This window comes from Lentzea sp. CA-135723, from assembly GCF_050936595.1.
GTDB lineage: Bacteria > Actinomycetota > Actinomycetes > Mycobacteriales > Pseudonocardiaceae > Lentzea.
Genome location: NZ_JBNJMK010000002.1, coordinates 214,405 through 237,631 on the forward strand (window position 1 = coordinate 214,405; position 23,227 = coordinate 237,631).

The following is a 23,227-nucleotide window of genomic DNA, read 5'->3' on the forward strand; positions in this document are numbered from 1 at the left end:
ACGGCGCAAGCTGCGAGAATCGACGGTCTGCGGTCACGTGACGACGCTACGTGAGATTTCTGGTTACGCAGTGGTGACGTGGGCGACATCTGGCACATCGATACCATTCCCCGATGCAGCTCGACCGCACCGCCAAGCGGGTCGTGGTGGCGTGGGCCGCCGTCATGGTGGCCACGCTCGCCTACGTCATGTACCGCCCTCCTGGGTGGTCGCTCGACCTGCGCGTGTACCGCAACGGCGGGGCGGCGTTCCTGCAGGACCTGCCGCTCTACGTCGAGGGCTTCGCGAAGCCGCTCGGCGGGCCCGACCTGCCGTTCACGTACCCGCCGATCGCCGCCGTGCTGTTCAGCCTGCTGGCGCTGGTGCCGCTCTGGCTCGCGATCCTCGCGGTGGCGGCGGCGAACCTCGCCATGCTCACCGGGTTGTGCCTGATCGCGGCCCAGCGCGTGCTCGGCTGGGGTCCTGACGCGGTCAAGTGGGGGCTCGGCGCGGCCGCGGTGTCGTCGATCTTCGACCCGCTGCGCGAGACGTTGTGGTTCGGGCAGATCAACCTGCTGCTGGGCCTGCTGGTGATGGCCGACTGCCTGCTCGAACGCACGCGCTGGTGGCCCCGTGGCGCGCTCATCGGCCTTGCGGCGGCCATCAAGCTGACGCCGGCGTTCTTCGCGTTGTACTTCGTCGCGCGTCGGCAGTGGAAACCCGTGTTCGTGTCCATCGGCTCGTTCTTCGCCTTCGGCGCGTTGGGGTTCCTCATCTCGTTCGGCGACGCGAAGGAGTACTGGACGCACGCGCTGCTGGACCCAGGCCGCGTCGGACGACTCACCTACGCGTCGAACCAGGCCATCCGCGGCACGCTCGCCCGCTTCGGGCTGGAGAACGGCGCCCAGGTCGGCGTGTGGCTCGTGCTGGCGCTTCTGGTCGTGGCGACGGTGTGGTGGTTGGCGTCGCAACTCGGCGAGATCGAGGCCTTCTTCGTCGTGGCGATCGGCGGCCTGCTGATCTCGCCCGTGTCGTGGGGGCACCACTGGGTGTGGATCGCGCCCGCGCTCGTGCTGCTGTCACGGCCCGCACTGCGCCGCCACTGGGCGTCGTGGGCCGTCGTGGCGGTGTTCGCGATCGGGCCGCACTGGCTGTTCCCGCGCGACAACGACGTCGAACGGAACTGGGCGTGGTGGCAGCAGGTGATCGGCAACCTCTACGTGTTCGTCGGGGTCGCCGTGCTGGTCACGCTCGCGGTACGCGTGGTGCGAGCCCGCCGGCGAGCTGCTTCAACCGCAGGCTGAACAGGATCAGCACCACGCCCCACAGGATCGCGAACACGCCGATGGTGATCACGAACGCCAGCGCGCCCGCGGCCGGGTTCACGATCAGGATGATGCCGAGCAGCACCGTCAGCGCGCCCGTGACGACGTAGAACCACTCGTTCGTCATCACCTTGCGCAGGCGGATCGCGTCGACGATCTGCAGCACGCCGGTGACGAGCGCCCACACGGCGATCAGGAGCAGCAGCGCGGTCGCCGTGATGCCCGGCCAGAACAACGCGATCAAGCCCGTGACCAGGCCCAGCACGCCGACGAGACCGAGCGTCCAGCGGGCGGGCCACTCCTTGTGGGTGAGCGTCAGGTACAGCATCATCGCGCCGTCGAAGAGCGCGTAGGCGCCCCACAGGATGATCAACGCCAGCAGTGTGAGGCCGGGCCAGACCAGGGCCGCCAGGCCGAACAGGACAGCGAACACTCCGCGCACCGTGAAGAGCCACCACCGTTGCATGGCGTGGATCGTCTCGGCTGTCGCGGAGGTCGGCAACCTGAGACCCTCGTTCGGTGCTGATCCGAGTGGCTGACTGGGAACGGATCCGGTCCGGCGAGATCACGTTGCAGTTCCGGCGCTGGAAGCGGCCGACCGTGCGCGCGGGCGGGACGTTGCGGACGTCGCAGGGCGTGCTGGCCATCGACGCGGTGGACGTCGTGTCACGGGTGACGCGCGCGGAGGCGGTGGCGGCCGGGTTCCCGACCGTCGTCGCGCTGAAGTCCTCAGTGGACGGACGCGAGGGCGCGCTTTACCGCATCCGCCTGCGTTTCGTCGGTGAGGATCCGCGGATCGAGCTGCGGGAGTCGTCCGATGTGGACGGAGTCGTGCTCGAAGAAGACGGTCTCGCGCTGCTCAGGTTGATCGCCGCGAACCCCGGCGTGCGGGCCGCGGACCTGGCCGCCTCGGTCGGCCGCGAGAAGCTGCCGTTCAAGGCGGACGTCCGCAAGCTGAAGGCCAAGGGGCTCACCGAGTCCCTGGAGGTCGGGTACCGCCTCTCCCCGCGAGGAGAGGCGTACCTCAGAACCCTCGACTAGCCCTGGCCCGTGATGATCGAGACGGCCTTGTCCTGCGTCTGCTCGTTGACCTCGGCGACCTGGAAGTTGCGCGAGACGGCGTGCGCCACCAGCTCGGGCTCCGGCGGCAGCCCGTACTTGCGCAGGTAGTGCGGCACGGCGCCGGCCCAGATCCACGTGCCGTCCGTGCGGAAGTTGAGCGGCACGTCCTGCTCGCCGGTCTGCGAGAACTCGTCGGTGTCGTAGCTGCGCGCGGCCAGCACGACCGGCGCCGACTCCAGGTAGTTCAGCAGGCCGTCGACCACCTGCGGGTCGACCGGCTGGCGGTTCACCACGATCCGGCCGTCGTCGTTCTTGCCGTCGTACACGCGGGCCGTGCGCAGCTCGTCCGAAGAACCCTGCTGGGCCGCGGCGGGCGCGACCTGGTACTCCTGCTGCGGTTCCGGCTCGGGCGCGGGCAGCGGCGGCAGGCCGACGCGCTGACGCCACCAGTCCGGGATCATCCGGTCGGGCCGCGGGAACGTCTGCAGCTCGTCGCGGAACCCGATGGGCGGCGGCGCGTTGCGCCAGCGCGGCTCGTCCTCGGCGTTGAAGTCCGCCGTGAACGCCGCGGGCGCCTCGATCTCGTACGTCGCGCTCAGCCACGTGCCGCGGTCGGGGTGGTACATGCCCGAACGCAGGTGGCCGAACATCTGCACGACGTCCATCGGAGGCCGCACCGGGCGCAGCTGGCCGTCGGGCCCGGCGAACGCCAGGTCGACCTCGATGTGCCGCCCGGCCGCGCGGTACTCGGCCCGGATGCGCTGCCAGCCCTGCGGTACGGCCGGCAGCATGGCACGGCCGATCTGCCGCACCAGCTGCTGCTGGTCCTGCTCGCTCAGCGGTGTCGCCGGCTGGCTCATGTGGTCCTCGCCCCTCTCCCCGTGAAAGCCCGCTGATCTTATCGGGCTACCGCGACCGGCGCGGGACGGTCATGGGTCCCGCGCCGTTCACACAACTCTGAGTGGGTGCCGGGCCTGGTGGTTCCCCGTCGCGGCGGGCGCGAACGAGGGACGCGTCACGCGCCGCCCTTGAGCGCGCGCGTGATCTGCTCCTCGACCTGCTGGTAGCCCTTGGCGGTGTCGGCGACCTTCTTCGCGGTGGCGTCCATGGCCTCCGCGGCGCCCTTCAACGCGTCGAGACCCCACTGCTCCACGGGGTCGAGCATCATCCGGAACGGCTGGCAGATGATCCCGTACGCGTCGGTCGGCATCGACACGGTGTTCGCCGCGTCGACAGCGCCCTGCAACCGGCCCTGCAGGCCCTCCAACGCCTTGGCGTGCGCTTCCAGGACGTCGGACGTGACGTTGAACCCGGTCATCGGGAACTCCCCCTCGGGGCCGTGCGGACAGGTCAGGTGAGGACGGACTCGCCGCCGAAGTCGTCGTCATCGTCCCTCGGCGGGCGACGGCGCGGGGGAGGCGGAGGAGCCGGGCGCGACGGTGGCGGCGGCGGTGCGTCGTCCTCGACCCGGAAGTTGATCTCGTTGCGGTCGTACGGCGTGCGCGTCGGCTCCTCGGCGGGCGGCGCCGGGAAGTTCTTCTTGGCCTCGTTGAACAGCACGTTGGCCGTCTCGTCCTGCGTGCCGATGGTCTCGGCCATCGCCGACTGCAGCAGCTCGGGGATGCGGGACTGGGCGCGCTGCAACAGCTTCATGATCTCGCCGCTGACCTCGGCCATCCGCCTGGTGGAGGCGGACTCGTTGATCACGAGGTTCTGCAGGATGCCGTTGGACCCGACGAGGATCTCGATGGAACCGTCCTGGGAGCGCTCGGAGATCGTCATCCCCTGCACGCGGTTCGCCATCTCCTGATAGCGCGCGGCGCGTTCCTGGATGCTCTGGTTCCAGTTCGCGAGCATCTGCTCGGATCCGGCGATGTCCTCGGGCACCGGGTACTTCCCTCCCACGAAAGCGGCGGACTTCAAGGATGACGCAGCCGGGAGCGCTCCCGTTCCGGCACGGGTCCAAATCGGCCGGAAAGACCAGCGGCGTCCCACCCGATCGGACCAGTGGGACGCCGCTGTGACAAGTACTAGTTCACACCCAGCAGGTCGACGACGAAGATCAGCGTCTCGTTGGGCTTGATCACGCCACCGGCGCCGCGCGCGCCGTAGCCCAGGTGCGGCGGGATGACCAGCTTGCGGCGGCCACCGACCTTCATGCCCTGGACGCCCTGGTCCCAGCCCTGGATGACACGGCCGCCACCGAGGGGGAACTGGAACGCCTCGCCGCGGTCCCAGGACGCGTCGAACTGCTCACCGGTCGAGTGCGACACACCGACGTAGTGCACGGACACGAACTGACCGGCCGTGGCCTCCGCACCGTCGCCAACGGTGATGTCCTCGATCAGCAGGTCGGCGGGCGCCGGGCCGTCGTGCGGGTCGACCTCAGGCTTCGTGGGGGCCATCACAACTTCCTCTCGGAACGGGATTGTTCGCGCTCGATCCAATCACGCGAGGACGGGCACGGCTGAACGGCCTACGCGGACCAGCCCTACCCGGCTCACCCACGCTCATGTCTTTCTTTAACCACCAACGGCCCTGCAGCCGTTGGTCACAACAGAAGAAGGAGACGATCATGGCGGCAACCCTGCACCGCCTCCGGTCACTTCTCGGCGCGGCACTGGCGGCGGCAACGCTGTCCATGGCCTGCGTCAGCGTGGCCGAAGCAGCTCCTGTCCCCACCGCCGACGGCGAGTTCGGCACCCAGATCGTCGGTGGCACGCGCGCGAGCACGTCCACCTACCCCTGGGTCGTCTACCTCGCGACCAGCAGCGGTTTCCAGTACTGCGGCGGCACTCTCGTCGCACCGAACAAGGTCGTCACCGCGGCGCACTGCACCGTGGGCGACGCGGCGTCCGCCGTGCGGGTCGTGGCGGGCCGCGACGACAAGAACTCCACCGCGGGCACGGTCGCACGTGTCACGCGGATCTGGATCCACCCGAGCTACCGCGACGTGACCCGCGGCTACGACGTCTCGGTGCTCACGCTCGACCGCAACCTCTCGCAGACCCCGATCCCGTTCGCCACGTCCGCGGACAGCGCGCTCTACACCGCGGGCACCAGCTCGACGATCCTCGGCTGGGGCACCACGTCGTCCGGTGGCTCGGCGTCGCGCTACCTGTTGCGCGCCACCGTTCCGCTGACGAGCAACTCCAGCTGCGCGAGCTCGTACGGCAGCGACTTCAACGCGACGCACATGGTGTGCGCCGGCTACTCCCAGGGCGGCACGGACACCTGCCAGGGCGACTCCGGTGGCCCGCTGGTGGCAGGCGGCAAGCTGATCGGCATCACGTCGTGGGGCGAGGGCTGCGCGGCGGCCGGCTACCCCGGCGTCTACGCCCGCGTCTCCGCCTACGCGGCGCAGATCCAGGCACAGCTGTAGGAGAACCGGGCCGGAAAGGGCGGCAACCCTTTCCGGCCCCGCTTCCGTCCTGAGGACATGAACGGCAAGAAGCTGTTGGCCGGTGCCGCCGTGCTGGCCGTCGCCGGAGTGAGTGTGAGCTCCGCGGTGCGCGACGACACCCTCGCGCCACCACCGATCGTGGACTACGGGCCCGTGCGTCTCGTCGCGTTCGACTCGTGCGACAACGCGCTGACCGAACTACGCCGCGCCATGTCGCCGTACGTCAGCGCGTACGGGCTTGGCGGACGGCCGCAGATCTTCACCATGGGCGACGCCGCGACCAACTCCGCGGGCAGCGCGGAGAAGGCGATGCCGGCCACCCCGCCCGCGCAGCAGCAGGAACACTCGACGACGAACGTCCACGAGCAGGGCGTCGACGAGCCGGACATCGTGAAGACGGACGGAAAGCGCGTCGTCTCGATCGCGGACGGCAAGGTGCGCGTCATCGACGTCGCCACCAAGGCCGTGACGGGCGTGGTCGACCTCGGCGACCGGTACGCGAACCAGCTGCTGGTGCAGGGCGACCGCGCGCTGGTGGTCGCCAACAGCCCCATGCTGCTGGAGAAGCGCGTGGTGCCCCAGGACATGCCGCCGTTCGCGCCGGAGTCCGGCACCGAGCTGATCCTGGTGGACCTCAAGGCGCTCAAGGAGATCAGCAGTCTCAAGACCGACGGCCTCTACCTCGACGCCCGGCAGATCGGCGGCACGGCGCGGGTCGTCGTGCGCTCGCAGCCGCGCCTGCCGTGGGTCTACCCGAACGAGTCGACCAACGAAGCGGGATCGTTGCGCCGCAACAGGGAGATCCTGCAGAACGAGCCCATCGGCTCGTGGCTGCCGCGCTACGAGCTCAACGAGAACGGCGCGAAGTCGAGCGGAACCCTGGTCGACTGCGCGAACGTCAGCCGTCCCACGGCCCCGAGCGCGACGTCGATGCTGACCGTGCTGACGTTCGACCTGTCCGGCAAGCTCGGCACCGGCCAGCCCGTCTCGATCGTCGCGGACGGTGACACGGTGTACGGCACGGACCGCAGCCTCTACGTCGCCGACGACCACCGCCTGCTGCCCGAACTCCCCACCAGGCCACCGGTGCAGCGGCCGATCACGACGGCGATCCACCAGTTCGACATCAGCCAGGCAGGGCCGCCGAAGCACGTGGCGTCCGGTGACGTGAACGGCACGCTGCTCAACCAGTACTCGCTCTCCGAGCACGACGGCGTGCTGCGCGTCGCCACCACCACGGGCACGGAGGTCCGGTGCTGCTGGCGGATGCCGACGGACCAGGGGAACATCCAGCCTGCGCCGTCGGAGAGCTTCGTGACGACCCTGCGCCGTGACGGCAACCAGCTGACGAAGGTCGGCGAGGTCGGCGGTCTGGGCAAGGGTGAACGGATCTACAGCGTCCGGTTCATCGGCGAGATGGGCTACGTCGTCACGTTCCGCCAGACGGACCCGCTCTACACGCTGGACCTGAGCGATCCGAAGAAACCCAGGGTGACCGGCGAGCTGAAGATCACCGGCTTCTCCGCCTACCTGCACCCGGCGGGCGACGGCAGGCTGATCGGCGTCGGCCAGGAGGCGAACGAGCAGGGCCGCACGCTCGGCACCCAGGTGTCGCTGTTCGACGTGCGCGACCCCGGTTCACCGCGACGGCTCGCGCAGTACCACCTGCCGGACAGCAACTCCGAGGCCCAGTTCGACCCGCACGCGTTCCTGTTCTGGCCGCAGGACGGCACGCTGGTGATCCCCGTGACGGCGTACAGGACATACCAGGAGATGTCCTCGCTGGTGTTGCGCGTCGACGGCGACCAGCTGCGTGACGACGGCAAGATCGTCGAGCCGCAGACCGGCACGAACTACGGCGGTGGGCAGCGGCGCACGATCGTCATCGGCGACAAGCTGTGGTCGGTCTCCGCGTCGGGCGTGCAGGTCAACGCGCGCAGCGGCCTGGCGCAGCAGGCCTGGCTGCCGTTCACGCGATAGGAGCGCGGTCTCCGTTGAGCAGGCGGTGCGCGAGCACCGTGCCGCCTGCCATCGCGGCCGGGATGACGATCAGCGCGGCCAGCGGGATCAGGCAGAGCAGGTAGGTCGGCACGGCCAGGCCGAGCACCAGGCCGCGGCGCGTCTTGAGGATCTGCCTGCGCTGCTTGAACGAGCGGCCGCGGCGGGTGAACGGGATGCCGGTGAGCTCGATGCCGAGCAGGTAGCCGTTGATGCACACGGCGAGCACCGGCACGACCGTCTGGCCGATGACCGGGATGAAGCCGCAGAAGAACAACGGGATCGCGAACGCGATCGACGTCGCGACGAGCAGGATCGTGCTGCGCAGGCCGACGACGAACCCGCGCCACCAGCCGATCTGCTCCGCGTCCGGCACGCCGCCGAGCTCGTCCTCGACCTCTTCGGAGATGTACTCGTAGAACGGGCCGCCGATCATCAGCGTGATCGCGGTGAACAGCAGCACGCTCAGCCCGAGGACCGCGGCGACCACCGAAATTCCGACGACGACCTCGACGAAGCCCTTCCAGGTGTCGCTCCAGGAGTCCGCGAAACCGGTCAGCCAGCCCGCCACGGAGTCGATGTTGGTGAGCAGCACCGCCCACCCCGTGATCATGAGAACAGCCGTGATGACGGCGGGCAACGCGCCCATCAGCACGCGCTTGGGGGAGCTGAAAACCAGGCTGAACCCGCGCAGCAGAAGACCGACACCGGCACCGAAGTCCTTGATCACGGCCGCAGGATAGTCGGTTTCGTCCCGTGTTGAGACGAGGTGGAGGGAATTCGCGAGGAGCGTCATGATGGCGGACTGAGCGCTGGGAGGCGTCGAGCGTGAGCGATCCGGCCAAGAACGCCGTCGTGGTCCCGGACGGGCCGCTGCCGGTGCTGCCGCCGTCCATCTGGGAGTCGAGGGAGATCAGGGACGCGGTCGCGGCCGAGTCGCCGGGCGCGGTCGTCGCGATCGCCCGCAAGGCGCACGGCCTTCGCCAGGACGAGCTGGGCACGCTCGCCGGGTTCTCCCAGTCCGCGATCTCCCGGCTGGAGTCGGGCAGCAACATCGCCTACGACATGCGCGTGCTGCGGACCCTGCAGCGGTTGCTCGGCATTCCCGCGCACCTGCTCGGCCTCACCGACCGCACGGTGCCGGTGCGGTCCGGTGACGTCGTGGTCGGCCTGGAGGGCAAGGCGTTGATGGCGTTGTGCGCCTCCGCCGTGTTCAACGCGGACAGCGACGACGACGCGGTCAGCCAGTTGCTCGTGCTGCGGAGGATCATCAACGACGCGCACAACTGGCGTGCGACCGGTGCGTTGATGCCTGCCGTGCGCGGCATGTACGACGTCATCGACACGTTGCGCCGCAACGCGCGTGGGGACGTTCGTCGGCGGTTGCTCGGCACGGGTGCGATGTACGCGGAGTTCTACGGCTGGCTGTACGAAGAGGTCGGCGACATGCGCAGCGCCGGCGCGTGGACGTCCCGTGCGCTGGAGCAGGGGCAGGCCGCGGACGACAGGGACGTCGTCGCGTACTGCTACGTGCGGATGAGCCAGCTCGCGGAGGCGGACGGCGACGACGACCGGGTGATCGGCCTGGCGCGTGCGGCACAACGAGAGATGGGCGTGAGTCCGATCGTGCGCGCGATGGCGGTTCGTCAGGAGGCACGAGGACTTGCGCGCGCGGGCCTCGACGCGTGCATGACGCGGTTCGACCTCGCACAGTCGTTGGTGCAGGACGTCGAACGGGTGCGCACGGACGAATACTCGATCGGCTACTGCTTCACCGAACTGCACGTCGAGATGCAACGGGCCGCGTCGATGGTCGCCCTCGCTGACCACCGTCGTGCCATCGACGCCTACACGGCGCTCATGCCGCGTTGGGGCAGCGTCTGCCAATGGGAGCAGGGCGTGCACACGGCGACTCTCGCGTACGCGCACGCGTCCAGCGGGGACCTCGACCGAGCCGCCGAACTGGGGCTCGTGGCGCTGGACCTGGCGCGGGTGACGGGGTCGCAGCTGATCGTCACCGAGTTGGCGCGACTCGTGCCGTGGGCCGCGACACCGGCGATGACCGAGCTGACGGAGAGGCTGCGTTGAGTCCTGTATGCGAGTTCCGCATACGGCACCCGCAAATCGTATAGAACCCTCCCCATTTCGCTCGCGGGCCCGCACGATCTAGCTGTGATCGACCTAGCCGAACGAACGCCGCGCTCGGACGAGGTCAGCTCCGAGAGGTTCTGCGCGGCTGTGGCAGAGAGGAACGCGGGCCCTTACCGGCTCAAGTTCTACGCCACCACGCACGCTGTCGTGTGTGTGGTGGACGACGCCGAGGTGAAGGCATGAGCATGCCTGTGTTGCTGGTCCGCAAGCGTGCGGGTGTCGTAGGAGAGACACAACGCACGTGCCACCTCGTACCCGTGCCCGACGACGACACCCTGCTCGCGTTGACCGCCTACTGCGGTGAGCTCATCCAGGAGGGCGAGGCCGAACTGCTCGCCCAGCCTTCCGGCATGCCGTGCGTCGGCTGCCTGTTCCGCGTCCCGATGCCGCGCTAGCTGGCGGGGGAGGCGATGCAAGCCGTTCCGGCCCTGCGGAAGCCCACGCGTTCGTAGACGCGGGCGATCTCCAGGCTCCCCGCCGACAGGAACACCAGCTCGGCGCCGCGTTCCAGGGCGTCGCGCGCCAGTTCCGCCGTGACCGCACCACCGAGGCCACGTCGCCGTGCCGCCGGCAACGTGCCAATGCCCGCGATCTCCACGACGTCACCCGCCCGTTGCGCCGTGCCCACCGCCAGCACGCCCTCGCCTGGCAGGTCGGCCACCGCGTGCCGGTGCCGGGTGCTCGTGGGGACCGCCGCCGCGAGCGCCGCGTCCCGTTCCTCGACGCCGACCGTTCCCGCGTCCGTTCCTGGCGACCCGAACGCGAGCTCCGCCACCACGGTCACCTCGACCGGCCGCGTGCCGAGCACCCGCACGTGCGGATGCCGTTCGGGCAGCTTCTCCGGGTCGAGCACCAGCAACGGCGCTTCGAGCACCTCCATGCCGGCCTGCCGGGCGACGGCGAGCAGCCCCGGCGTCGTCTCGTGCACCCACTCGAGCGCCTCGGGCACCCCGAGCTCGCGCTGCCGTGCCCGCACCTCCAGCACGTCCTCGACGCTCGGGTCGCCGCCGGGGAACCGGGGTCGCGCGTAGTACGGGTAGCCGTCGCCTGCCTGGAGGAACAGCACGAGCTCGCCGTGCTCCTCGACGCGGGCGCCCGCACGGGGCACGGAGTCGTAAAAGGCTTCAAGAACGTTCCACACGGCGGAGCACGCTAGCTAGATTCGGCGGCATGACGCACGGCATTTACCGCCGCGGCCCCGTGGTGGTGCTCCTGCTCCTCCTGCTCACCGGGTGCGGCGGACAGCAGGAGTTCGTGAGCCCCGGCGACCCGCGGCCGTCGCCCAGCGGGAACTTCGTCGCGCACGCCGAGGACGGCAGCGAGGTGCGGGTGACCGACCGCGACGGCGGCGAGGTGTTCCGCAAGACCTACCCGCACGACCGGGTCTACGAGGGCGACGGCGTCGGCGCGGTGTGGCTGTCCGGCAAGGACCAGCTGTGGGTGATCGTGCCGCGCGGCGGGGCCGAACGCGTCGAGGCCGGACCGGACGGCGTGTGGACGGCGGTGCCGGACGAGCTACCCGGGGAGATCACGCGGATGGGGTGACGGGTCGCTCTCGCCCTCGGTGAGACGGCGGCCCCGCTCCAGCTCCGCGTCGAACTCGGCGCCGAGCAGCACCGCGATGTTCGAGATCCACAGCCACACCAGGAAGACGATCACGCCGCCCAGCGAGCCGTAGGTCTTGTTGTAGGACGCGAAGTTCGCCACGTAGATGGCGAAGCCGACGGTCGCGAGCGCCCACAGCGCGATCGCGAGCAGGCTGCCGGGCGTGACCCAGCGGAAGCCGGGCTGCCGCACGTTCGGCGCCGCCCAGTAGAGGACCGCGAACGCGAGGCTCACCAGCAGCAGGATGACGGGCCACTTCGCGATGTCCCAGGCGGTGACGACCGCGTCGCCGAGGCCGATCGCGTCGCCCACGGCGTCCGCGACCCCGCCGGTCAGCACGAGCGCGCCGAGCGTGACCGACACCAGCACCACCGACCCGAGCGTGAGGCCGAGCCGCAACGGCACCGTCTTCCAGAACGGGCGGCCTTCCTCGACGTCGTACACGGCGTTGCACGCGCGCATGAACGCGCCGAGGTAGCCCGACGCGGTCCACAGGGCCGTCAGCAGACCGACGATGCCGAGCAGACTCGCGGCGTTCTGGCTCTTCTGGAGCTCCTCGATGGACGACTTCACGACGTCGCCCGCCTGGCCCGGCGCGACCTGGCCGACGTACTTCAGCAGTTCCTGCGTGGTCGTGTCACCGAGGAGGGCGAGCACGGACGTCAGCACGATGATCCCGGGGAACAGCGACAGCACCGCGTAGTAGGTGAGTGCGGCCGCCCAGTCCGTCAGGTTGTCGTCGGAGAACTCTTTGACCGTCCGTTTGAGAACGCCCCACCAGGCGCGTTTCGGCAACCCGGTGGGGCCTTCGACGGTTTTACCTGCGGGCACGGCGCCAGCCGAAGGAGCGCGTGCCGGAGCCGACGCCGGCGAGGTGCAGCGCGAGCAGCAGCAGGCCGAGCACGATCAGCGTGTTGGTGGTGATCACGTCACCGAGTCCGGTCTTCGCCAGATCCAGGATCAGCGCGAGGCCGAAGGAAACCGCCGCGATGATGGCCAGCATGTCCACCTCCTGAGTAAGTGACCTGCGAATACCCGTTCCGCCGATGCGGAATCGCGCCGTTCGGAGCAATGAACGTGTCATGATCCCTGCCGTGGACGTGCAGCGCTGGCAGGCAGCCGCGGTTCCGTGGTGGGTGACCAAGGTCGGCCTCGTCGTCGGGTGGATGGTCGCCCTCTACGTGTCGCTGAGTGCGAACGTGGCGCCGTGCACGGCCGCGCAGCCGTGTTTGCCGGATCCGTTGTTCTCTCTCGCGGTCGTGCCGTTGCTGGCCACGCCGTTGCTGTTGTTGTTCGGCCGTGTGTTCACGGGCTGCGCGATGGGCGTGCTGTTCGGTGTGCTGGACATCGCGCTCGACGGCAGTGCGGTGGCCAACGTGGCGTTCGGGCTGCACGCCGGTGCGTGTGCGTTGGTGGCGGCGTGGACGTTGAGGTCACGGGCGGACCAGCACGAAGCGGCGGGCACGGCGCTGGTGTCGTTGCCGGACCTGCCGCCGCAACGCGGGGTGCTGCGCGTGGTCGCGGTGCTGCTGGTGGTGTTCGGGTTCCTCACGTTCGTGCAGTACAGCCTCACGAACGACGAGATCGAACGGCACGAGGCGAACGCCAGCCGCGTGCAGGCCGAGGTCGTCGAGGTCAAGAACACCTTCGAGGTGTGGGTGGAGCTGCCGGACCGGCAACGGGCCTCGTTCGAGCCGCTCGCGCCGGAGACCTACCAGGTCGGGGACGACGTGCCGGTGCTCGCCGACGGCTCGTGGGTGCGGATGGAGAACGAACCCGAGGACGTCACGTGGTGGCTGACCCTCGGCGGGGCCGCGGTGTTCGTCGCGATCATGCTGGCCGCGCGGGAACGGCGGCGGCGCGCGTTGTGGACGGTCCCGGTCACGGCGGTCCGGATGCAGGCACATCCGCTCGGGCCGCGCCGGATCCTGTTGCGGTACCGCAAGAACGACATCGCGACCATCTCCACGCTCGCGGACCTCGGCCTGGAGGAGCCGCTCTACCACGACACCGAGCAGTTCGGCGCGGTGTGGCGCGGCGAGGAGGACCCGCCGTTGCAGCACGACCCGGTCGAGGTGCTCGTCGCAGGGGAGTGGCACCACGGCGGGCAGGTCGCGGTGCTGGTCGAGGGCGAGGTCGTGGCGACGAGCACGCTGAACCGGGTGCGGCCGCGGCACACCGTCCACAGTGCACACCTGCCGGGCGTGCCGGTCACCGCCGGTGCGCCGGTGGAGCTGCCGCACGCGATCTGGCCGGGTGACCGCCGCCGGGTCGAGGGCGTGCTGCTGCTCCTCGGTGCCGCCGGTGCGTTGATCGCGTTGAAGTACTACCCGGAGCTGATCGTGCTCGGGCTGATCGGCGTGCAGTGCGTGCTGTCGGCCGTGACGCGGTTCCAGCCGATGCTGCGTCTCGACCACAACTCGGTCGTGCTCTACACCGGCGTCTTCACCTACCGCGTGCCGTGGGCGCAGCTGCACGGCGTGCGCCGCTCCGGTCCGCAGCTCATGCTCGCGTTCGGCCCGCACGGCGACGTGCTGACCACACCGCACCTGCCGGACAAGGAGGCGGGCGAGAAGCTGATGTGGGCCCGGTCGCGGTCGTTGATCGCCGAGCACCGCGGTGACCGCGTCACGCGCAAGCTCAACATCAGCGTGCTGGCCGGCGCCCTCTACGCCGGGCTGGTCCTGTTCATCTGATCTTGGCCACGGCCTGGAGCAGCCGGTCCACATCGGACTCGTCGGTGTACGGCCCGATGCCCGCCCGCACGGCGCCCTTGTCGCCCAGGCCGAGCCAGCGCGAGCACTCGAGCGCGTAGAAGTGGCCCGCCGGCGCGTTCACGCCCTCGGCACCGAGCCGCCGGTACACCTCGGCGGGCTCCAGGCCGTCCACCGAGAACAGCACGGTCGGCGTGCGCAGCGAGGCCTTGCTGTAGACCCGCACGCCGAGCTCCTTCAGCCCGGTCTCCATCTTCTCGCGCAGGCCCAGCTCGTACTCCTCCAGGCCTTCGAGCGTGCGCATGAACTCGACCGCCGCCGTCGTGCCGGCCAGCAGCTCGTACGGCAGGGTGCCCAGCTCGAACCGCTCCGGCACGGCGTTGGTCGACGGCAGCAGCTTGTCCGGCCGCAACGTCTCCAGCAGCTCCGGCGCCGCCGCCAGCACGCCGAGGTGCGGGCCGAGGAACTTGTACGGCGAGCACACGAAGAAGTCCGCGTCCAACGCCTCGACGTCCACCGGCACGTGCGGGGTGTAGTGCACGCCGTCGACGTACACGAACGCCGCCATCTCGTGCGCCGCCCGCGCGATCTCGGCGACGTCCGGGCGGGTGCCGAGCAGGTTCGACGCGGCGGTGATCGCGACGACGCGGGTGCGGTCCGAGAGCAGCTTCGTCACGGCCTCGACCGGCAGCTCACCGGTCGTGCGGTCGAAAGGCGCCCAACGGACCGTAGCGCGCGCTGCCTCGGCGGCCTGCACCCACGGCCTGATGTTCGCGTCGTGGTCGATCCTGGTCACGATGATCTCGTCGCCCGGCCGCCAGTTCTTCGACAGCGTGCGGGCGAAGTCGTAGGTCAGCTGCGTCATGCTGCGCCCGAACACGATGCTGCCCGCGTTGAGGAACTCGGCCATCGTGCGCCGTGCGGTCTGCACGATCTCCTCGGCGCGGCGTTCGGAGGCCGTGACGCTGCCGCGGTTGGACACCGCCGAGGTCAGCGTGTCCCTGACCGCGTCGGCGACGACGTCGGGCACCTGCGCGCCGCCGGGACCGTCGAAGTGCGCGGCACCCTCGCGCAACGCGGGGAAGTGGGCGCGGACCGCTGCGACGTCGTAAGCCATGCCCTCATGGTGCTTCAGCACCCACGAATCGGGAAAGGATCAACCGGAGGGTGCTCACCTGGGCGGCCGCGTCGAAGTCGGGGTCGATGAGCCTGCCGAACAGCGCGTCGACCAGTCCCTGGGTCCAGCTCGCGGCGTCCAGGGCGCTCACCGGCAGCGCGATCTGGCCCGCGTCGTGCGCCCGCTGGAACAGCCCGGCCAGCTCGTCGCGGGTCCGCTGCTCGTTGCGGCCGACGAGCTCCCACAGCTCGGGGTCGCGGCTCGCCTGGGCGACGACCTCCAGCACCAGGCCCGCGACGGCCCGGTCGAGCGCGGGCACGCAGAGGTGGTCGACCATCAGCAGGACGCCGTCCCACGGGCTGAGCGCGCGCGCCTTCGCGAACATCGCCGCGTTGTCCTCGTCGTCCTGCACGAAGATCTCGCGGAAGATCGCCCGCTTGGTGGGGAAGTAGTGGAAGAGGCTGCCGGTGCTGATCTCGGCGGCCCGGCAGATGTCCGCCACGGTCGTGCGTTCGAAGCCCTTCTGGGCGAAGAGGCCAGCGGCGGTGTCGGTGATGTGCCGCTTCTTCTCCGCGTGCTTGACCGGGTCTACCGTTCGCACCTGTAGTACTGCCTCTTCTTCTCGTCCCGCACGGCGACACCGCGTTTGCGGATCTCCCGCGCCAATTCTGCGGCCTCCTCGGTCTCGTACTTCGAGATGGCCTTCCGCCGCGCCGTGAACAGGGCGTTCACGTCGGACGGCAGGTCCGGCGCGTGCTCGACCCACATCCGGAACTCGGCCGCGAACGGGTCGGCACTCCGCCACCGGTAGCCCTGCCCGGTGAAGGCCTGTTCGAGCCGTGCCCTGCTCAGGTCCGACTTCTCGCGGGCCAGCTCGGCGCCGCGGTGGGAGAGCAGGACGAGCTGCTTGCGGTCCGCGAACGCCGACTCGACCTCGTCCCGGCCGAAGTCGAACGTCTTGTCGTCCTTGCGCAGCGTGACGCGCCCGGTCGAGACCTCGACGGTCATCATCTCGCTCGCCCAGACCAGCGCCAGCACGAAACCCGCGACCGCGCCGACGACCAGCGCGCCGAGCGTCACCCACGGCTCGGGGAGGTCCGTGAGCAGCTGGAAGATCCCCTGGAACGGGAACCACCTCAAGGTCGTCACCCAGCCGGCCGCCAGCGTGAGCCCCCAGGCCGCGGCCGCGCCGGCGAGCGGGCACGCGACCCAGATGCCGTACCGGACCGCCGCGCTCTCCTGCACAGTCGTCATGCGCCCAATAGTAGACCGAGCGCTCGGTTTATTCTGGGTTACGGCAGGTAGAAGGTCAGCAGATCGCTCGTGACCGGCGGAAACAGCCTGAGCATCAGGTCCTTCTTCGGGCCGGGGTAGACGTCGGAGAAGATCCGGCGCAGGCCATCCACGCCGTGCGGGCCGAACAGCAGCGGCGCCAGGAGGTCCGGTGCGATGCCCGCGCCGCCGTGCGTGCCGGGGCCCTGCATCGTGCCGCCCCACTCGGCCGGGCCGAGGTCCTCGCCGTCCCAGCGGAACCGGACGTGCGTGCGGTAGAAGCTGAGCAGGACGTCGTCGGGCTCGTGGCCGCGCAGGCGTTCGGCGAAGACCGGGCGCAGGTGGTCCAGCAGGTCCGGGACGCTGGGGACGCGCACCATGACCTGGTCCAGTTCCGGGTTCCTCGGTGCGAGGTGCGGCTCCAGCGCCGGGTGGCGTTCGCCGACCTCGGCCGGGTGGAGCTCCGCCACCAGCGTTTTGACGCCGTCGTCGGTTCCGGCGACCTCGCCGAGCACGACGTCGCCTTCTTCTTCGGGTGTGCTGCGGCCCGTGGCGACCGGGACGCCGTCGCGTTCGACGATCCACGTGACGGAGCCGGTGCGGTTCAGCAGCCAGCGCCAGCACGGCGTGGTGTGGCCCATCCGCAGGCCGGCGTCCTGCTGGGCGCGGTCCTGGAGGTCGTGCAGGGCGGGGATGTCGGCCTCGGTGGCGCGGCGGATCACGTGTCCCGCAACGGCTTCGGGCCTGCTGACGAGTCCGCGGTTCTGCCTGACCGGGATGGCGTAGCTGTAGCCGAACTGGCGGTAGAAGTACGGGACGCCCATCACGAGCTGGAGCAGGTGGCCGCGCTCGGCCGACCTGTCGTGCGCCCAGTCCATCAGCCGCCGCACCAGGCCCTGGCCCTCGTGGGCGGTGTCGGTGGCGACCTGTTCGACCTGGCCGGCCGGGATGCCGAGGCCGGCGAGTGTCAGCGTCTCGTCCATCAGCGTGACGGTGGAGACGATCCGGCCGTCGTCGTCAGCGACCCCGACCCAGTCGCACCCCGCCTCCGGATCGGTCATCAGCAGGCGGGCGTCGACGCCGTCGCTGGGGTCGTGGCGGGCGATCACGAGCTTCTCGACCTGGTCCAGGTCTTCGGGGCGCGCGGTGCGAATCTCCACGGCCGGAGTGTTTCCAGGGCGGTGGTTGTCCGCAAACGGATTTACGGTCGTCCGCATGGACTGGAACAAGCAGTTGGCGGACCAGCTCGAATTCCACTGGAACGTGGCGGCGCGGCCGCGGCTCGAAGGGCTGACCGACGCTGAGTACCTCTGGGAGCCGGTGGCCGACACGTGGACCGTGCGCGCGAACGAGATCGACTGGCAGTACCCGCCGCCCTCGCCGGCGCCGGTCACGACCATCGCGTGGCGGATGGCGCACGTCATCGTGGGCGTGTTCGCGATGCGATCGGCCTCGCACTTCGGCGGCCCGCCCGCCGACTACGCGACCTGGCCGTTCGCACAGAGCGCCGACGAGGCGTTGAAGCAGCTGGACGAGGCCTACGAGACGTGGATGGCCGGGGTGCGCACGGCGGATCTCGCGAAGGCGGTCGGGCCGGCCGAGGGGCCGTTCGCCGAGGAGCCGATGGCGACGCTGGTGCTGCACATCAACCGCGAGGTCATCCACCACCTCGCCGAGGTCGCCCTGCTCCGCGATCTCTATCTGCGGGAGAGCTAGTCACTAATTAGTGCCTACTTTCCAGAAGTTGGCGCTAACTGCAAGATGGTGCCCATCGAGAACTTCGAAGGGGATCATCATCATGCGAGTCATCACGCAGAAGACCGTTGGCGACGCGTCCGTGCTGGAGGTCGCGGAGGTGGCGACGCCGGTGGCCGGACCTGGTCAGGTGCTGGTCAAGGTAGGTGCGGCGGGCGTGAACCCGGTCGACACCTACATCCGTTCCGGCGGGTTCCCTGCGCTGGGCGAACCGCCGTTCACGCTGGGCTGGGACGTCGCGGGCACCGTCGAGCAGGACGCGGAGGGGTTCCGGGCCGGTGACGAGGTCTACGGCCTGCTCACGTTCCCCGGCACCGGCGGTGGCTACGCCGAGTACGCCGTGCTGAACGCCTCCGACGTGGTGCTCCGTCCGTCGTGGCTGACCGTCGAGCAGGCGGGCGCGACGCCGATGGCGGCGTTGACGGCCTGGCAGGCGCTCGTCGGACTCGGCGGCGTCTCCGCCGGCCAGCGGGTGCTGGTCCACGCGGCGGCCGGTGGCGTCGGGCACGTGGCGGTGCAGATCGCCAAGGCCCGCGGGGCGTACGTGATCGGCACGGCGTCGGCGGGCAAACACGACTTCCTGCGCTCGCTGGGCGTGGACGAGGTCGTCGACTACCGCACCCAGGACTTCACCGAGATCGAGCCTGTCGACGTCGTGCTGGACACGATCGGGGGTGAGTACGCCGAGCGGTCCGCCCGCGTCCTGAAGCAGGGCGGCGTGCTCGTGTCGATCATTCCCGGCAACCCGGGTTTTGACGTTGACCGAGCTTCCGCGCTCGGCGTCCGGTTCGAACTGCTCCTCAGCGTGGTCGCCTCCGGTGCCGACCTCGCCGCGTTGCCGCAGCTCAAGGTGCAGATCGAGCACACAGTGCCGTTGGCGGAGGCCGCGAAGGCGCACGAGCTCGTCTCGTCGGGCCGGACGACGGGCAAGGTCATCCTCGTGCCGTGACCACTCGTTAACCGAGCGTTGACCATGTACACCGATCGTGTGCGCAACGTCCACACGATCGGGGAGTGCTCATGGCACGGTGGAGTCCACTTGCGTTAGTCATCGGTCTGTTGGCGGCGGTCGGCCTGTACGGGTCGACCGCCGCTGTCGCAGCGGCACCGCTCACGGTCGCGCAGGCGATCGCGCAGCAGGGCACGACGGCGACGGTGTCCGGGTACGTCGTCGGTCAGCCGACGGCGACCAGCACGGTCGTCCGGTCCGGGTTCCCGAACGACTACGCGCTGGCGTTGGCGGACTCCGCGTCCGAGACCGGCACCTCGCGCATGCTCTACGTGCAGATCACGGCGTCGTTCCGGACGGCATGGGGCCTGAAGACGAACCCGTCGCTGATGGGCCGCAGGATCGACGTGACCGGTCCGCTCGGCGCGTACTTCTCGCACGCCGGCCTCACCTCGCCGACGGCGTTCGCGTTCTCCGGCACGACGCCGCCGACCAGCACCACGACCACGCCTCCGACGACGACCACCACCACGTCCGGTCCGTCGAACTGCGAGACCTACTACGCCTCCGCCTGCAACCGGACCGGTGCGGCACTGAAGTCGGCGTTGAACTCGATCATCCGCAACCAGACCAAGCTCAGCTACGACGCCGTCTGGGAGGCGCTGAAGGTCACCGACCAGGACCCGGGCAACTCGGCCAACGTGATCGGGCTCTACAGCGGCAGGTCGATGCCGAAGTCCGACAACGGCGGCGGCCCCGACCAGTGGAACCGCGAGCACGTCTGGGCCAAGTCGCACGGTGACTTCGGCACCGCCACCGGGCCGGGCACCGACGTCCACCACCTGCGCGCGGAGGACGTGTCGGTGAACTCGGCCCGCGGCAACCTCGACTTCGACCTCGGCGGCTCCGCGGTTCCCCAGGCCCCGGACAGCAGGTACGACGGCGACTCGTTCGAGCCGCGCGACGCCGTGAAGGGCGACGTCGCGCGGATGATCTTCTACATGGCCGTGCGCTACGAGGGCAACGACGGCTACGTGAACCTGGAGGTCAACAACTCGGTGTCCAACGGCTCGGCGCCCTACATCGGCAGGCTGTCGGTGCTGAAGCAGTGGAACCTGGAGGACCCGCCGGACGCGGCCGAGAAGCGCCGCAACGACGTGATCTACCAGCAGTTCCAGAAGAACCGGAACCCGTTCATCGACCACCCGGACTGGGTCGGCCTCATCTGGCAGTGAGTCGTTCGAGGAAGGGGCGTTGCGCGGAGACGATCTTCGCGCTCGCCTCTTCCACGCCGAACCACTGAACGCGGTCGACCTCCGGGAAGGTCTTCTTCTGCCCCGACTTCGGCGGCCACTCCATCTCGAACGTGCCGGGAGTGACCGTCGCGGGGTCCAGGTCGCCTTCGAGCGCCCACACCGTGATGACCTTGCCGGAGCCCTTGGCCTCGCCGAGCGGGATCAGCTCGCCGTCCGGCACCGGCAGGCCGAGCTCCTCCTCGAACTCCCTGCGCGCGGCCGCCTCGGGCGTCTCGTCGTCGGTGTACTCGCCCTTCGGCACGGACCACGCGCCGGCGTCCTTGCGGGCCCAGAACGGGCCGCCCATGTGCCCGAGCAGCACCTCGAGCTGGGTCGTGTTTCTGAACAGCAGGATTCCGGCCGACCGTTTCATACTGTCCAGCATGGCGGACTGGGTCCTGCACGTGGACCTCGACCAGTTCATAGCGGCGGTCGAGGTGTTGCGCGACCCCTCGTTGCGTGGCAGGCCCGTGGTGGTGGGTGGCAACGGCGACCCGACCGAACGCGCGGTCGTGGCCACGGCGTCCTACGAGGCGCGGGAGTTCGGGGTGCGGTCGGGCCTGCCGCTGCGCACGGCGTTCAAGAAGCTCCCCGATGCCGTCTACCTGCCCGTGGACCACGCACTGTACGAGGCGGCGTCGTCCGAGGTGATGGCCGTGCTGCGGTCGTTCCCGGTGGTCGTGGAGGTGATGGGGTGGGACGAGGCGTTCGTCGGCGTCACGGTGGACGACCCCGTGGCGTTCGCCCGGTCGGTGCAGGCGGCGGTGCTGGAGCGGACCGGCCTGCACTGCTCGGTCGGCATCGGCGACAACAAGCTGCGCGCCAAGATCGCGACCGAGTTCGGCAAGCCCGCCGGGGTCTTCCAGCTGACCCGGTCGAACTGGGTCGAGGTGATGGGGCACCGGCCGACGTCCGCGCTGTGGGGGATCGGCGCGAAGACGTCGAAGAAGCTCGCCGAGCTGGGGCTCGAGACCGTGACGGACCTGGCCGCGGCCTCACCGGACGCGTTGGCCGCGCGGTTCGGGCCGCGGATGGGCCCGTACTTCCGGACCGTCGCGCTGGGTGCCGGCGACACGGTGGTGAGCTCCACGCCGTGGGTCGTGAAGTCCCGTAGCCACGAGAAGACGTTCCAGCAGGACCTCTCGTCGCTGGAGGACATCCGGCGCGAGGTCGTGGCGCTGGCGCACCAGGTGGCGGCGGACGTCGTGACCGAGGGACGCCCGGCCGTGCGCGTGGGCGTGAAGGTGCGGTTCGTGCCGTTCTTCACCAAGGTGCGGCTGATGAAGCTGCCCGCGCCGACCTCGTCCGCGGACGAGTTGGCCGCCGCCGCTCTGGTCGTGCTGGACCGCTTCGAACACGGCAGGGCGGTACGCCTTTTGGGGGTGCGCGCGGAATTCTCTGACGATGATGTCGAACCGAAGCCTTCTTCTTCGACGTACTAGTAAGTAGAGGATTCACCGCTAGGAGAAGAAGATGACCGACTCACTCACCCACCGCGACCGAGCCGTTCTCAGAGCCGTCGCGGACGGCCGTTGCGAGATCACCGGAACCGTCCTGCTCGTCGACGGCCTGTGCTGCGCCGACCAGTTCGCGGGCCTGCGCCTGCGCACCGCGGGCCTGATCAGCACACGTCCCGGGCCCGCCGCGCTGACCGACGCCGGCTACGAGATGCTCGCCGCCTGACCTTTGCGGAACACCGACATCAGGTACTTGTTCGAGAACCTGTAAGCACCGTCCGCCGTCCGGTACGGCATGGCCGCGGCCTTGATCTTCTCCGCGACTTTCTCCTCACCTTCCTTTTCGACGACGCGCTGATAGCTGCCCACGCTCAGAAAGCTGCGCAGCATCGTGGCCTCGTCGGCGTGCACCTGGGGAATGTCGATCGTGATTCTTTCTTGTGCCTCAGGCAACTTCGCGCCCGTGCGCGCGCTGTAGCCGCGCACGGCCCGCCCGACGACGAGCAGGTCGCTCAACAACTCAGGGTGCCACTGGCACACGACCACGTAGTCCTTGCTGACCCGTCGCGCTTCCCTGAACGCCTCGTCGGGATCTTCGGCGAAGAACAGCGCGTTGAACGCCGTGACGACGTCGAAGGTGTTGTCCTGCCAGGGAAGCGGCCCCAGCGGCAGCTCCCTGAACTCCGCGGTGCTCGCCTGCCTCGCGACCGCGAGCATGGCCGGTGAGATGTCGATGCCGATCGCCCGCGCACCTGCTTCCGTTGCGGCGGCACAGAACTCACCGCTGCCGCACGCCAGGTCGAGCACTCGCGTGCCGTGCGTGATGCCCGTGCGTTCGATCGCGGTCTTCCAGGCGGGCATGGACATCGAGGCGCCCAGCGCCGCTCGTTGCACGGCCCTGCGGCCCCACAGCTCGCCTTTCAGCTCCTGCGCGGACTTCTCGCTCATGATCCCGACCCTAGCCTGGTTCGTCGCGCTCCGAATTCCACGCCATAGCGCCAAGTTCTGCACCTGCATGTCCTTGACCTGTCCTCTTTCCCTTGTGGCGGCGTACCTCTGGCGGATGTCGATGAACGACTACGTTCATTTACCCTGAGTTGTGGCCTCGTCGGTTGGAGGCGTTCCCTCCTGCCGCTCTTGGGTGC

General features: G+C 69.6%; 29 protein-coding genes. 14 read left to right on the forward strand and 15 right to left on the reverse strand.

All coding sequences use genetic code 11. The features are described 5' to 3' along the window. Positions 1 to 113: 113 nt before the first annotated feature. Positions 114 to 1,283, forward strand: a complete 1,170-nt coding sequence (locus tag ACQEU1_RS36920; protein ID WP_433212617.1) for a glycosyltransferase 87 family protein — start codon at positions 114 to 116, stop codon at positions 1,281 to 1,283. On the opposite strand, the gene ACQEU1_RS36925 is transcribed toward ACQEU1_RS36920, so the two are convergent. Then, the gene (locus ACQEU1_RS36925; protein ID WP_433212620.1) at positions 1,225 to 1,770 is read right to left on the reverse strand and encodes an HdeD family acid-resistance protein; all 546 of its coding nucleotides are present in this window, start codon (positions 1,768 to 1,770) and stop codon (positions 1,225 to 1,227) included. The two genes, ACQEU1_RS36920 and ACQEU1_RS36925, sit on opposite strands and share 59 nt — an antisense overlap. 53 nt (positions 1,771 to 1,823) lie before the next feature. On the opposite strand from ACQEU1_RS36925, the gene ACQEU1_RS36930 reads away from it, so the two are divergent. Next, entirely contained in the window at positions 1,824 to 2,345 is a 522-nt protein-coding gene (locus ACQEU1_RS36930) for a hypothetical protein (RefSeq protein WP_433212623.1), read from the forward strand. Here ACQEU1_RS36930 and ACQEU1_RS36935 read toward each other — a convergent pair. The 4 genes from ACQEU1_RS36935 to ACQEU1_RS36950 form a co-directional block, all read right to left on the reverse strand. Further along, on the reverse strand, positions 2,342 to 3,226 hold the full coding sequence (locus tag ACQEU1_RS36935; RefSeq protein WP_433212626.1) for a hypothetical protein: 885 nt from the start codon (positions 3,224 to 3,226) through the stop codon (positions 2,342 to 2,344). The two genes, ACQEU1_RS36930 and ACQEU1_RS36935, sit on opposite strands and share 4 nt — an antisense overlap. Before the next feature lie 155 nt (positions 3,227 to 3,381). Beyond that, the gene (locus tag ACQEU1_RS36940; protein ID WP_433212629.1) at positions 3,382 to 3,684 is read right to left on the reverse strand and encodes a type VII secretion target; all 303 of its coding nucleotides are present in this window, start codon (positions 3,682 to 3,684) and stop codon (positions 3,382 to 3,384) included. 32 nt (positions 3,685 to 3,716) lie between these two features. Beyond that, the gene (locus tag ACQEU1_RS36945; protein ID WP_433212632.1) at positions 3,717 to 4,253 is read right to left on the reverse strand and encodes a YbaB/EbfC family nucleoid-associated protein; all 537 of its coding nucleotides are present in this window, start codon (positions 4,251 to 4,253) and stop codon (positions 3,717 to 3,719) included. Positions 4,254 to 4,396: 143 nt separating this feature from the next. Continuing rightward, positions 4,397 to 4,771 (reverse strand): FKBP-type peptidyl-prolyl cis-trans isomerase, encoded by a 375-nt coding sequence (locus tag ACQEU1_RS36950; protein ID WP_355303708.1) that lies wholly within the window; start codon positions 4,769 to 4,771, stop codon positions 4,397 to 4,399. A 170-nt stretch (positions 4,772 to 4,941) separates the two neighbouring features. Here ACQEU1_RS36950 and ACQEU1_RS36955 point away from each other — a divergent pair, with 170 nt between their 5' ends. Both ACQEU1_RS36955 and ACQEU1_RS36960 read left to right on the forward strand, forming a co-directional pair. Then, positions 4,942 to 5,748: a S1 family peptidase gene (locus ACQEU1_RS36955; protein ID WP_433212636.1), complete on the forward strand. Its 807-nt coding sequence runs from the start codon at positions 4,942 to 4,944 to the stop codon at positions 5,746 to 5,748. A 57-nt stretch (positions 5,749 to 5,805) separates the two neighbouring features. Further along, entirely contained in the window at positions 5,806 to 7,749 is a 1,944-nt protein-coding gene (locus tag ACQEU1_RS36960) for a beta-propeller domain-containing protein (protein ID WP_433212639.1), read from the forward strand. Here ACQEU1_RS36960 and ACQEU1_RS36965 read toward each other — a convergent pair. Further along, on the reverse strand, positions 7,739 to 8,497 hold the full coding sequence (locus ACQEU1_RS36965) for an EI24 domain-containing protein (RefSeq protein ID WP_433212642.1): 759 nt from the start codon (positions 8,495 to 8,497) through the stop codon (positions 7,739 to 7,741). The genes ACQEU1_RS36960 and ACQEU1_RS36965 overlap by 11 nt on opposite strands. Before the next feature lie 98 nt (positions 8,498 to 8,595). On the opposite strand from ACQEU1_RS36965, the gene ACQEU1_RS36970 reads away from it, so the two are divergent. From ACQEU1_RS36970 to ACQEU1_RS36980, 3 genes are all read left to right on the forward strand, one after another. Then, on the forward strand, positions 8,596 to 9,855 hold the full coding sequence (locus ACQEU1_RS36970; protein ID WP_433212645.1) for a helix-turn-helix domain-containing protein: 1,260 nt from the start codon (positions 8,596 to 8,598) through the stop codon (positions 9,853 to 9,855). A gap of 84 nt (positions 9,856 to 9,939) precedes the next feature. Next, a complete protein-coding gene (locus ACQEU1_RS36975; protein WP_433212648.1) occupies positions 9,940 to 10,101 on the forward strand; it encodes a hypothetical protein in 162 nt (53 codons plus the stop codon). Next, complete coding sequence (locus ACQEU1_RS36980) at positions 10,098 to 10,313, forward strand: hypothetical protein (protein ID WP_433212651.1); 216 nt, start codon at positions 10,098 to 10,100, stop codon at positions 10,311 to 10,313. The genes ACQEU1_RS36975 and ACQEU1_RS36980 overlap by 4 nt, the downstream gene beginning before the upstream one ends. Here ACQEU1_RS36980 and ACQEU1_RS36985 read toward each other — a convergent pair. Further along, a complete protein-coding gene (locus ACQEU1_RS36985) occupies positions 10,310 to 11,059 on the reverse strand; it encodes a GNAT family N-acetyltransferase (RefSeq protein WP_433212654.1) in 750 nt (249 codons plus the stop codon). The genes ACQEU1_RS36980 and ACQEU1_RS36985 overlap by 4 nt on opposite strands. A 29-nt stretch (positions 11,060 to 11,088) precedes the next feature. On the opposite strand from ACQEU1_RS36985, the gene ACQEU1_RS36990 reads away from it, so the two are divergent. After that, positions 11,089 to 11,463 (forward strand): hypothetical protein, encoded by a 375-nt coding sequence (locus ACQEU1_RS36990; protein ID WP_433212657.1) that lies wholly within the window; start codon positions 11,089 to 11,091, stop codon positions 11,461 to 11,463. Here the strand turns inward: ACQEU1_RS36990 and ACQEU1_RS36995 are convergent. Together ACQEU1_RS36995 and ACQEU1_RS37000 are read right to left on the reverse strand one after the other, a co-directional pair. Further along, positions 11,434 to 12,354, reverse strand: a complete 921-nt coding sequence (locus ACQEU1_RS36995; protein WP_433212660.1) for a YihY/virulence factor BrkB family protein — start codon at positions 12,352 to 12,354, stop codon at positions 11,434 to 11,436. The two genes, ACQEU1_RS36990 and ACQEU1_RS36995, sit on opposite strands and share 30 nt — an antisense overlap. Then, positions 12,341 to 12,526, reverse strand: coding sequence for a hypothetical protein (locus tag ACQEU1_RS37000; protein ID WP_433212663.1), 186 nt, complete (start codon positions 12,524 to 12,526; stop codon positions 12,341 to 12,343). The genes ACQEU1_RS36995 and ACQEU1_RS37000 overlap by 14 nt, the downstream gene beginning before the upstream one ends. A gap of 79 nt (positions 12,527 to 12,605) precedes the next feature. Here ACQEU1_RS37000 and ACQEU1_RS37005 point away from each other — a divergent pair, with 79 nt between their 5' ends. Beyond that, entirely contained in the window at positions 12,606 to 14,219 is a 1,614-nt protein-coding gene (locus tag ACQEU1_RS37005) for a hypothetical protein (RefSeq protein ID WP_433212666.1), read from the forward strand. Here the strand turns inward: ACQEU1_RS37005 and ACQEU1_RS37010 are convergent. Genes ACQEU1_RS37010 through ACQEU1_RS37025 form a run of 4 tightly spaced genes read right to left on the reverse strand, consistent with a single transcriptional unit; the run spans position 14,212 to position 17,786 of the window. Then, positions 14,212 to 15,354 (reverse strand): cysteine desulfurase-like protein, encoded by a 1,143-nt coding sequence (locus tag ACQEU1_RS37010; protein WP_433212669.1) that lies wholly within the window; start codon positions 15,352 to 15,354, stop codon positions 14,212 to 14,214. The two genes, ACQEU1_RS37005 and ACQEU1_RS37010, sit on opposite strands and share 8 nt — an antisense overlap. Before the next feature lie 4 nt (positions 15,355 to 15,358). After that, a complete protein-coding gene (locus ACQEU1_RS37015) occupies positions 15,359 to 15,955 on the reverse strand; it encodes a TetR/AcrR family transcriptional regulator (protein ID WP_433212672.1) in 597 nt (198 codons plus the stop codon). Continuing rightward, the gene (locus ACQEU1_RS37020) at positions 15,943 to 16,608 is read right to left on the reverse strand and encodes a YqeB family protein (RefSeq protein WP_433212675.1); all 666 of its coding nucleotides are present in this window, start codon (positions 16,606 to 16,608) and stop codon (positions 15,943 to 15,945) included. The genes ACQEU1_RS37015 and ACQEU1_RS37020 overlap by 13 nt, the downstream gene beginning before the upstream one ends. Before the next feature lie 38 nt (positions 16,609 to 16,646). Continuing rightward, positions 16,647 to 17,786, reverse strand: coding sequence for a GNAT family N-acetyltransferase (locus tag ACQEU1_RS37025; protein WP_433212678.1), 1,140 nt, complete (start codon positions 17,784 to 17,786; stop codon positions 16,647 to 16,649). 55 nt (positions 17,787 to 17,841) lie between these two features. On the opposite strand from ACQEU1_RS37025, the gene ACQEU1_RS37030 reads away from it, so the two are divergent. From ACQEU1_RS37030 to ACQEU1_RS37040, 3 genes are all read left to right on the forward strand, one after another. Beyond that, positions 17,842 to 18,342 (forward strand): DinB family protein, encoded by a 501-nt coding sequence (locus tag ACQEU1_RS37030; RefSeq protein ID WP_433212681.1) that lies wholly within the window; start codon positions 17,842 to 17,844, stop codon positions 18,340 to 18,342. Between the two features lie 82 nt (positions 18,343 to 18,424). Next, positions 18,425 to 19,330 carry an NADP-dependent oxidoreductase gene (locus tag ACQEU1_RS37035; protein ID WP_433212684.1) on the forward strand — a complete coding sequence of 302 codons (906 nt, stop codon included), beginning with the start codon at positions 18,425 to 18,427 and terminating at the stop codon, positions 19,328 to 19,330. A gap of 71 nt (positions 19,331 to 19,401) precedes the next feature. Then, entirely contained in the window at positions 19,402 to 20,565 is a 1,164-nt protein-coding gene (locus ACQEU1_RS37040; RefSeq protein WP_433212687.1) for an endonuclease, read from the forward strand. Here ACQEU1_RS37040 and ACQEU1_RS37045 read toward each other — a convergent pair. After that, positions 20,552 to 20,998 (reverse strand): NUDIX domain-containing protein, encoded by a 447-nt coding sequence (locus ACQEU1_RS37045; RefSeq protein ID WP_433212690.1) that lies wholly within the window; start codon positions 20,996 to 20,998, stop codon positions 20,552 to 20,554. The genes ACQEU1_RS37040 and ACQEU1_RS37045 overlap by 14 nt on opposite strands. 10 nt (positions 20,999 to 21,008) lie before the next feature. Between ACQEU1_RS37045 and ACQEU1_RS37050 the strand changes: the two genes are divergently transcribed. Both ACQEU1_RS37050 and ACQEU1_RS37055 read left to right on the forward strand, forming a co-directional pair. Beyond that, complete coding sequence (locus ACQEU1_RS37050; RefSeq protein ID WP_433212693.1) at positions 21,009 to 22,067, forward strand: DNA polymerase IV; 1,059 nt, start codon at positions 21,009 to 21,011, stop codon at positions 22,065 to 22,067. Positions 22,068 to 22,098: 31 nt separating this feature from the next. Further along, a complete protein-coding gene (locus tag ACQEU1_RS37055; protein ID WP_394616680.1) occupies positions 22,099 to 22,308 on the forward strand; it encodes a hypothetical protein in 210 nt (69 codons plus the stop codon). On the opposite strand, the gene ACQEU1_RS37060 is transcribed toward ACQEU1_RS37055, so the two are convergent. Continuing rightward, positions 22,287 to 23,030: a class I SAM-dependent methyltransferase gene (locus ACQEU1_RS37060; RefSeq protein WP_433212696.1), complete on the reverse strand. Its 744-nt coding sequence runs from the start codon at positions 23,028 to 23,030 to the stop codon at positions 22,287 to 22,289. The two genes, ACQEU1_RS37055 and ACQEU1_RS37060, sit on opposite strands and share 22 nt — an antisense overlap. Between the last annotated feature and the right edge of the window lie 197 nt (positions 23,031 to 23,227).

Bases quoted from the DNA above. Each gene is read 5' to 3' on its own strand.
- ACQEU1_RS36920 (WP_433212617.1), top strand. From the start codon at position 114: ATGCAGCTCGACCGCACCGCCAAGCGGGTCGTGGTGGCGTGGGCCGCC.
- ACQEU1_RS36925 (WP_433212620.1), bottom strand. From the start codon at position 1,770: ATGCAACGGTGGTGGCTCTTCACGGTGCGCGGAGTGTTCGCTGTCCTG.
- ACQEU1_RS36935 (WP_433212626.1), bottom strand. From the start codon at position 3,226: ATGAGCCAGCCGGCGACACCGCTGAGCGAGCAGGACCAGCAGCAGCTG.
- ACQEU1_RS36940 (WP_433212629.1), bottom strand. From the start codon at position 3,684: ATGACCGGGTTCAACGTCACGTCCGACGTCCTGGAAGCGCACGCCAAG.
- ACQEU1_RS36950 (WP_355303708.1), bottom strand. From the start codon at position 4,771: ATGGCCCCCACGAAGCCTGAGGTCGACCCGCACGACGGCCCGGCGCCC.
- ACQEU1_RS36955 (WP_433212636.1), top strand. From the start codon at position 4,942: ATGGCGGCAACCCTGCACCGCCTCCGGTCACTTCTCGGCGCGGCACTG.
- ACQEU1_RS36960 (WP_433212639.1), top strand. From the start codon at position 5,806: ATGAACGGCAAGAAGCTGTTGGCCGGTGCCGCCGTGCTGGCCGTCGCC.
- ACQEU1_RS36980 (WP_433212651.1), top strand. From the start codon at position 10,098: ATGAGCATGCCTGTGTTGCTGGTCCGCAAGCGTGCGGGTGTCGTAGGA.
- ACQEU1_RS36990 (WP_433212657.1), top strand. From the start codon at position 11,089: ATGACGCACGGCATTTACCGCCGCGGCCCCGTGGTGGTGCTCCTGCTC.
- ACQEU1_RS37000 (WP_433212663.1), bottom strand. From the start codon at position 12,526: ATGCTGGCCATCATCGCGGCGGTTTCCTTCGGCCTCGCGCTGATCCTG.
- ACQEU1_RS37005 (WP_433212666.1), top strand. From the start codon at position 12,606: ATGATCCCTGCCGTGGACGTGCAGCGCTGGCAGGCAGCCGCGGTTCCG.
- ACQEU1_RS37010 (WP_433212669.1), bottom strand. From the start codon at position 15,354: ATGGCTTACGACGTCGCAGCGGTCCGCGCCCACTTCCCCGCGTTGCGC.
- ACQEU1_RS37020 (WP_433212675.1), bottom strand. From the start codon at position 16,608: ATGACGACTGTGCAGGAGAGCGCGGCGGTCCGGTACGGCATCTGGGTC.
- ACQEU1_RS37030 (WP_433212681.1), top strand. From the start codon at position 17,842: ATGGACTGGAACAAGCAGTTGGCGGACCAGCTCGAATTCCACTGGAAC.
- ACQEU1_RS37035 (WP_433212684.1), top strand. From the start codon at position 18,425: ATGCGAGTCATCACGCAGAAGACCGTTGGCGACGCGTCCGTGCTGGAG.
- ACQEU1_RS37040 (WP_433212687.1), top strand. From the start codon at position 19,402: ATGGCACGGTGGAGTCCACTTGCGTTAGTCATCGGTCTGTTGGCGGCG.
- ACQEU1_RS37045 (WP_433212690.1), bottom strand. From the start codon at position 20,998: ATGAAACGGTCGGCCGGAATCCTGCTGTTCAGAAACACGACCCAGCTC.
- ACQEU1_RS37050 (WP_433212693.1), top strand. From the start codon at position 21,009: ATGGCGGACTGGGTCCTGCACGTGGACCTCGACCAGTTCATAGCGGCG.
- ACQEU1_RS37055 (WP_394616680.1), top strand. From the start codon at position 22,099: ATGACCGACTCACTCACCCACCGCGACCGAGCCGTTCTCAGAGCCGTC.
- ACQEU1_RS37060 (WP_433212696.1), bottom strand. From the start codon at position 23,030: ATGAGCGAGAAGTCCGCGCAGGAGCTGAAAGGCGAGCTGTGGGGCCGC.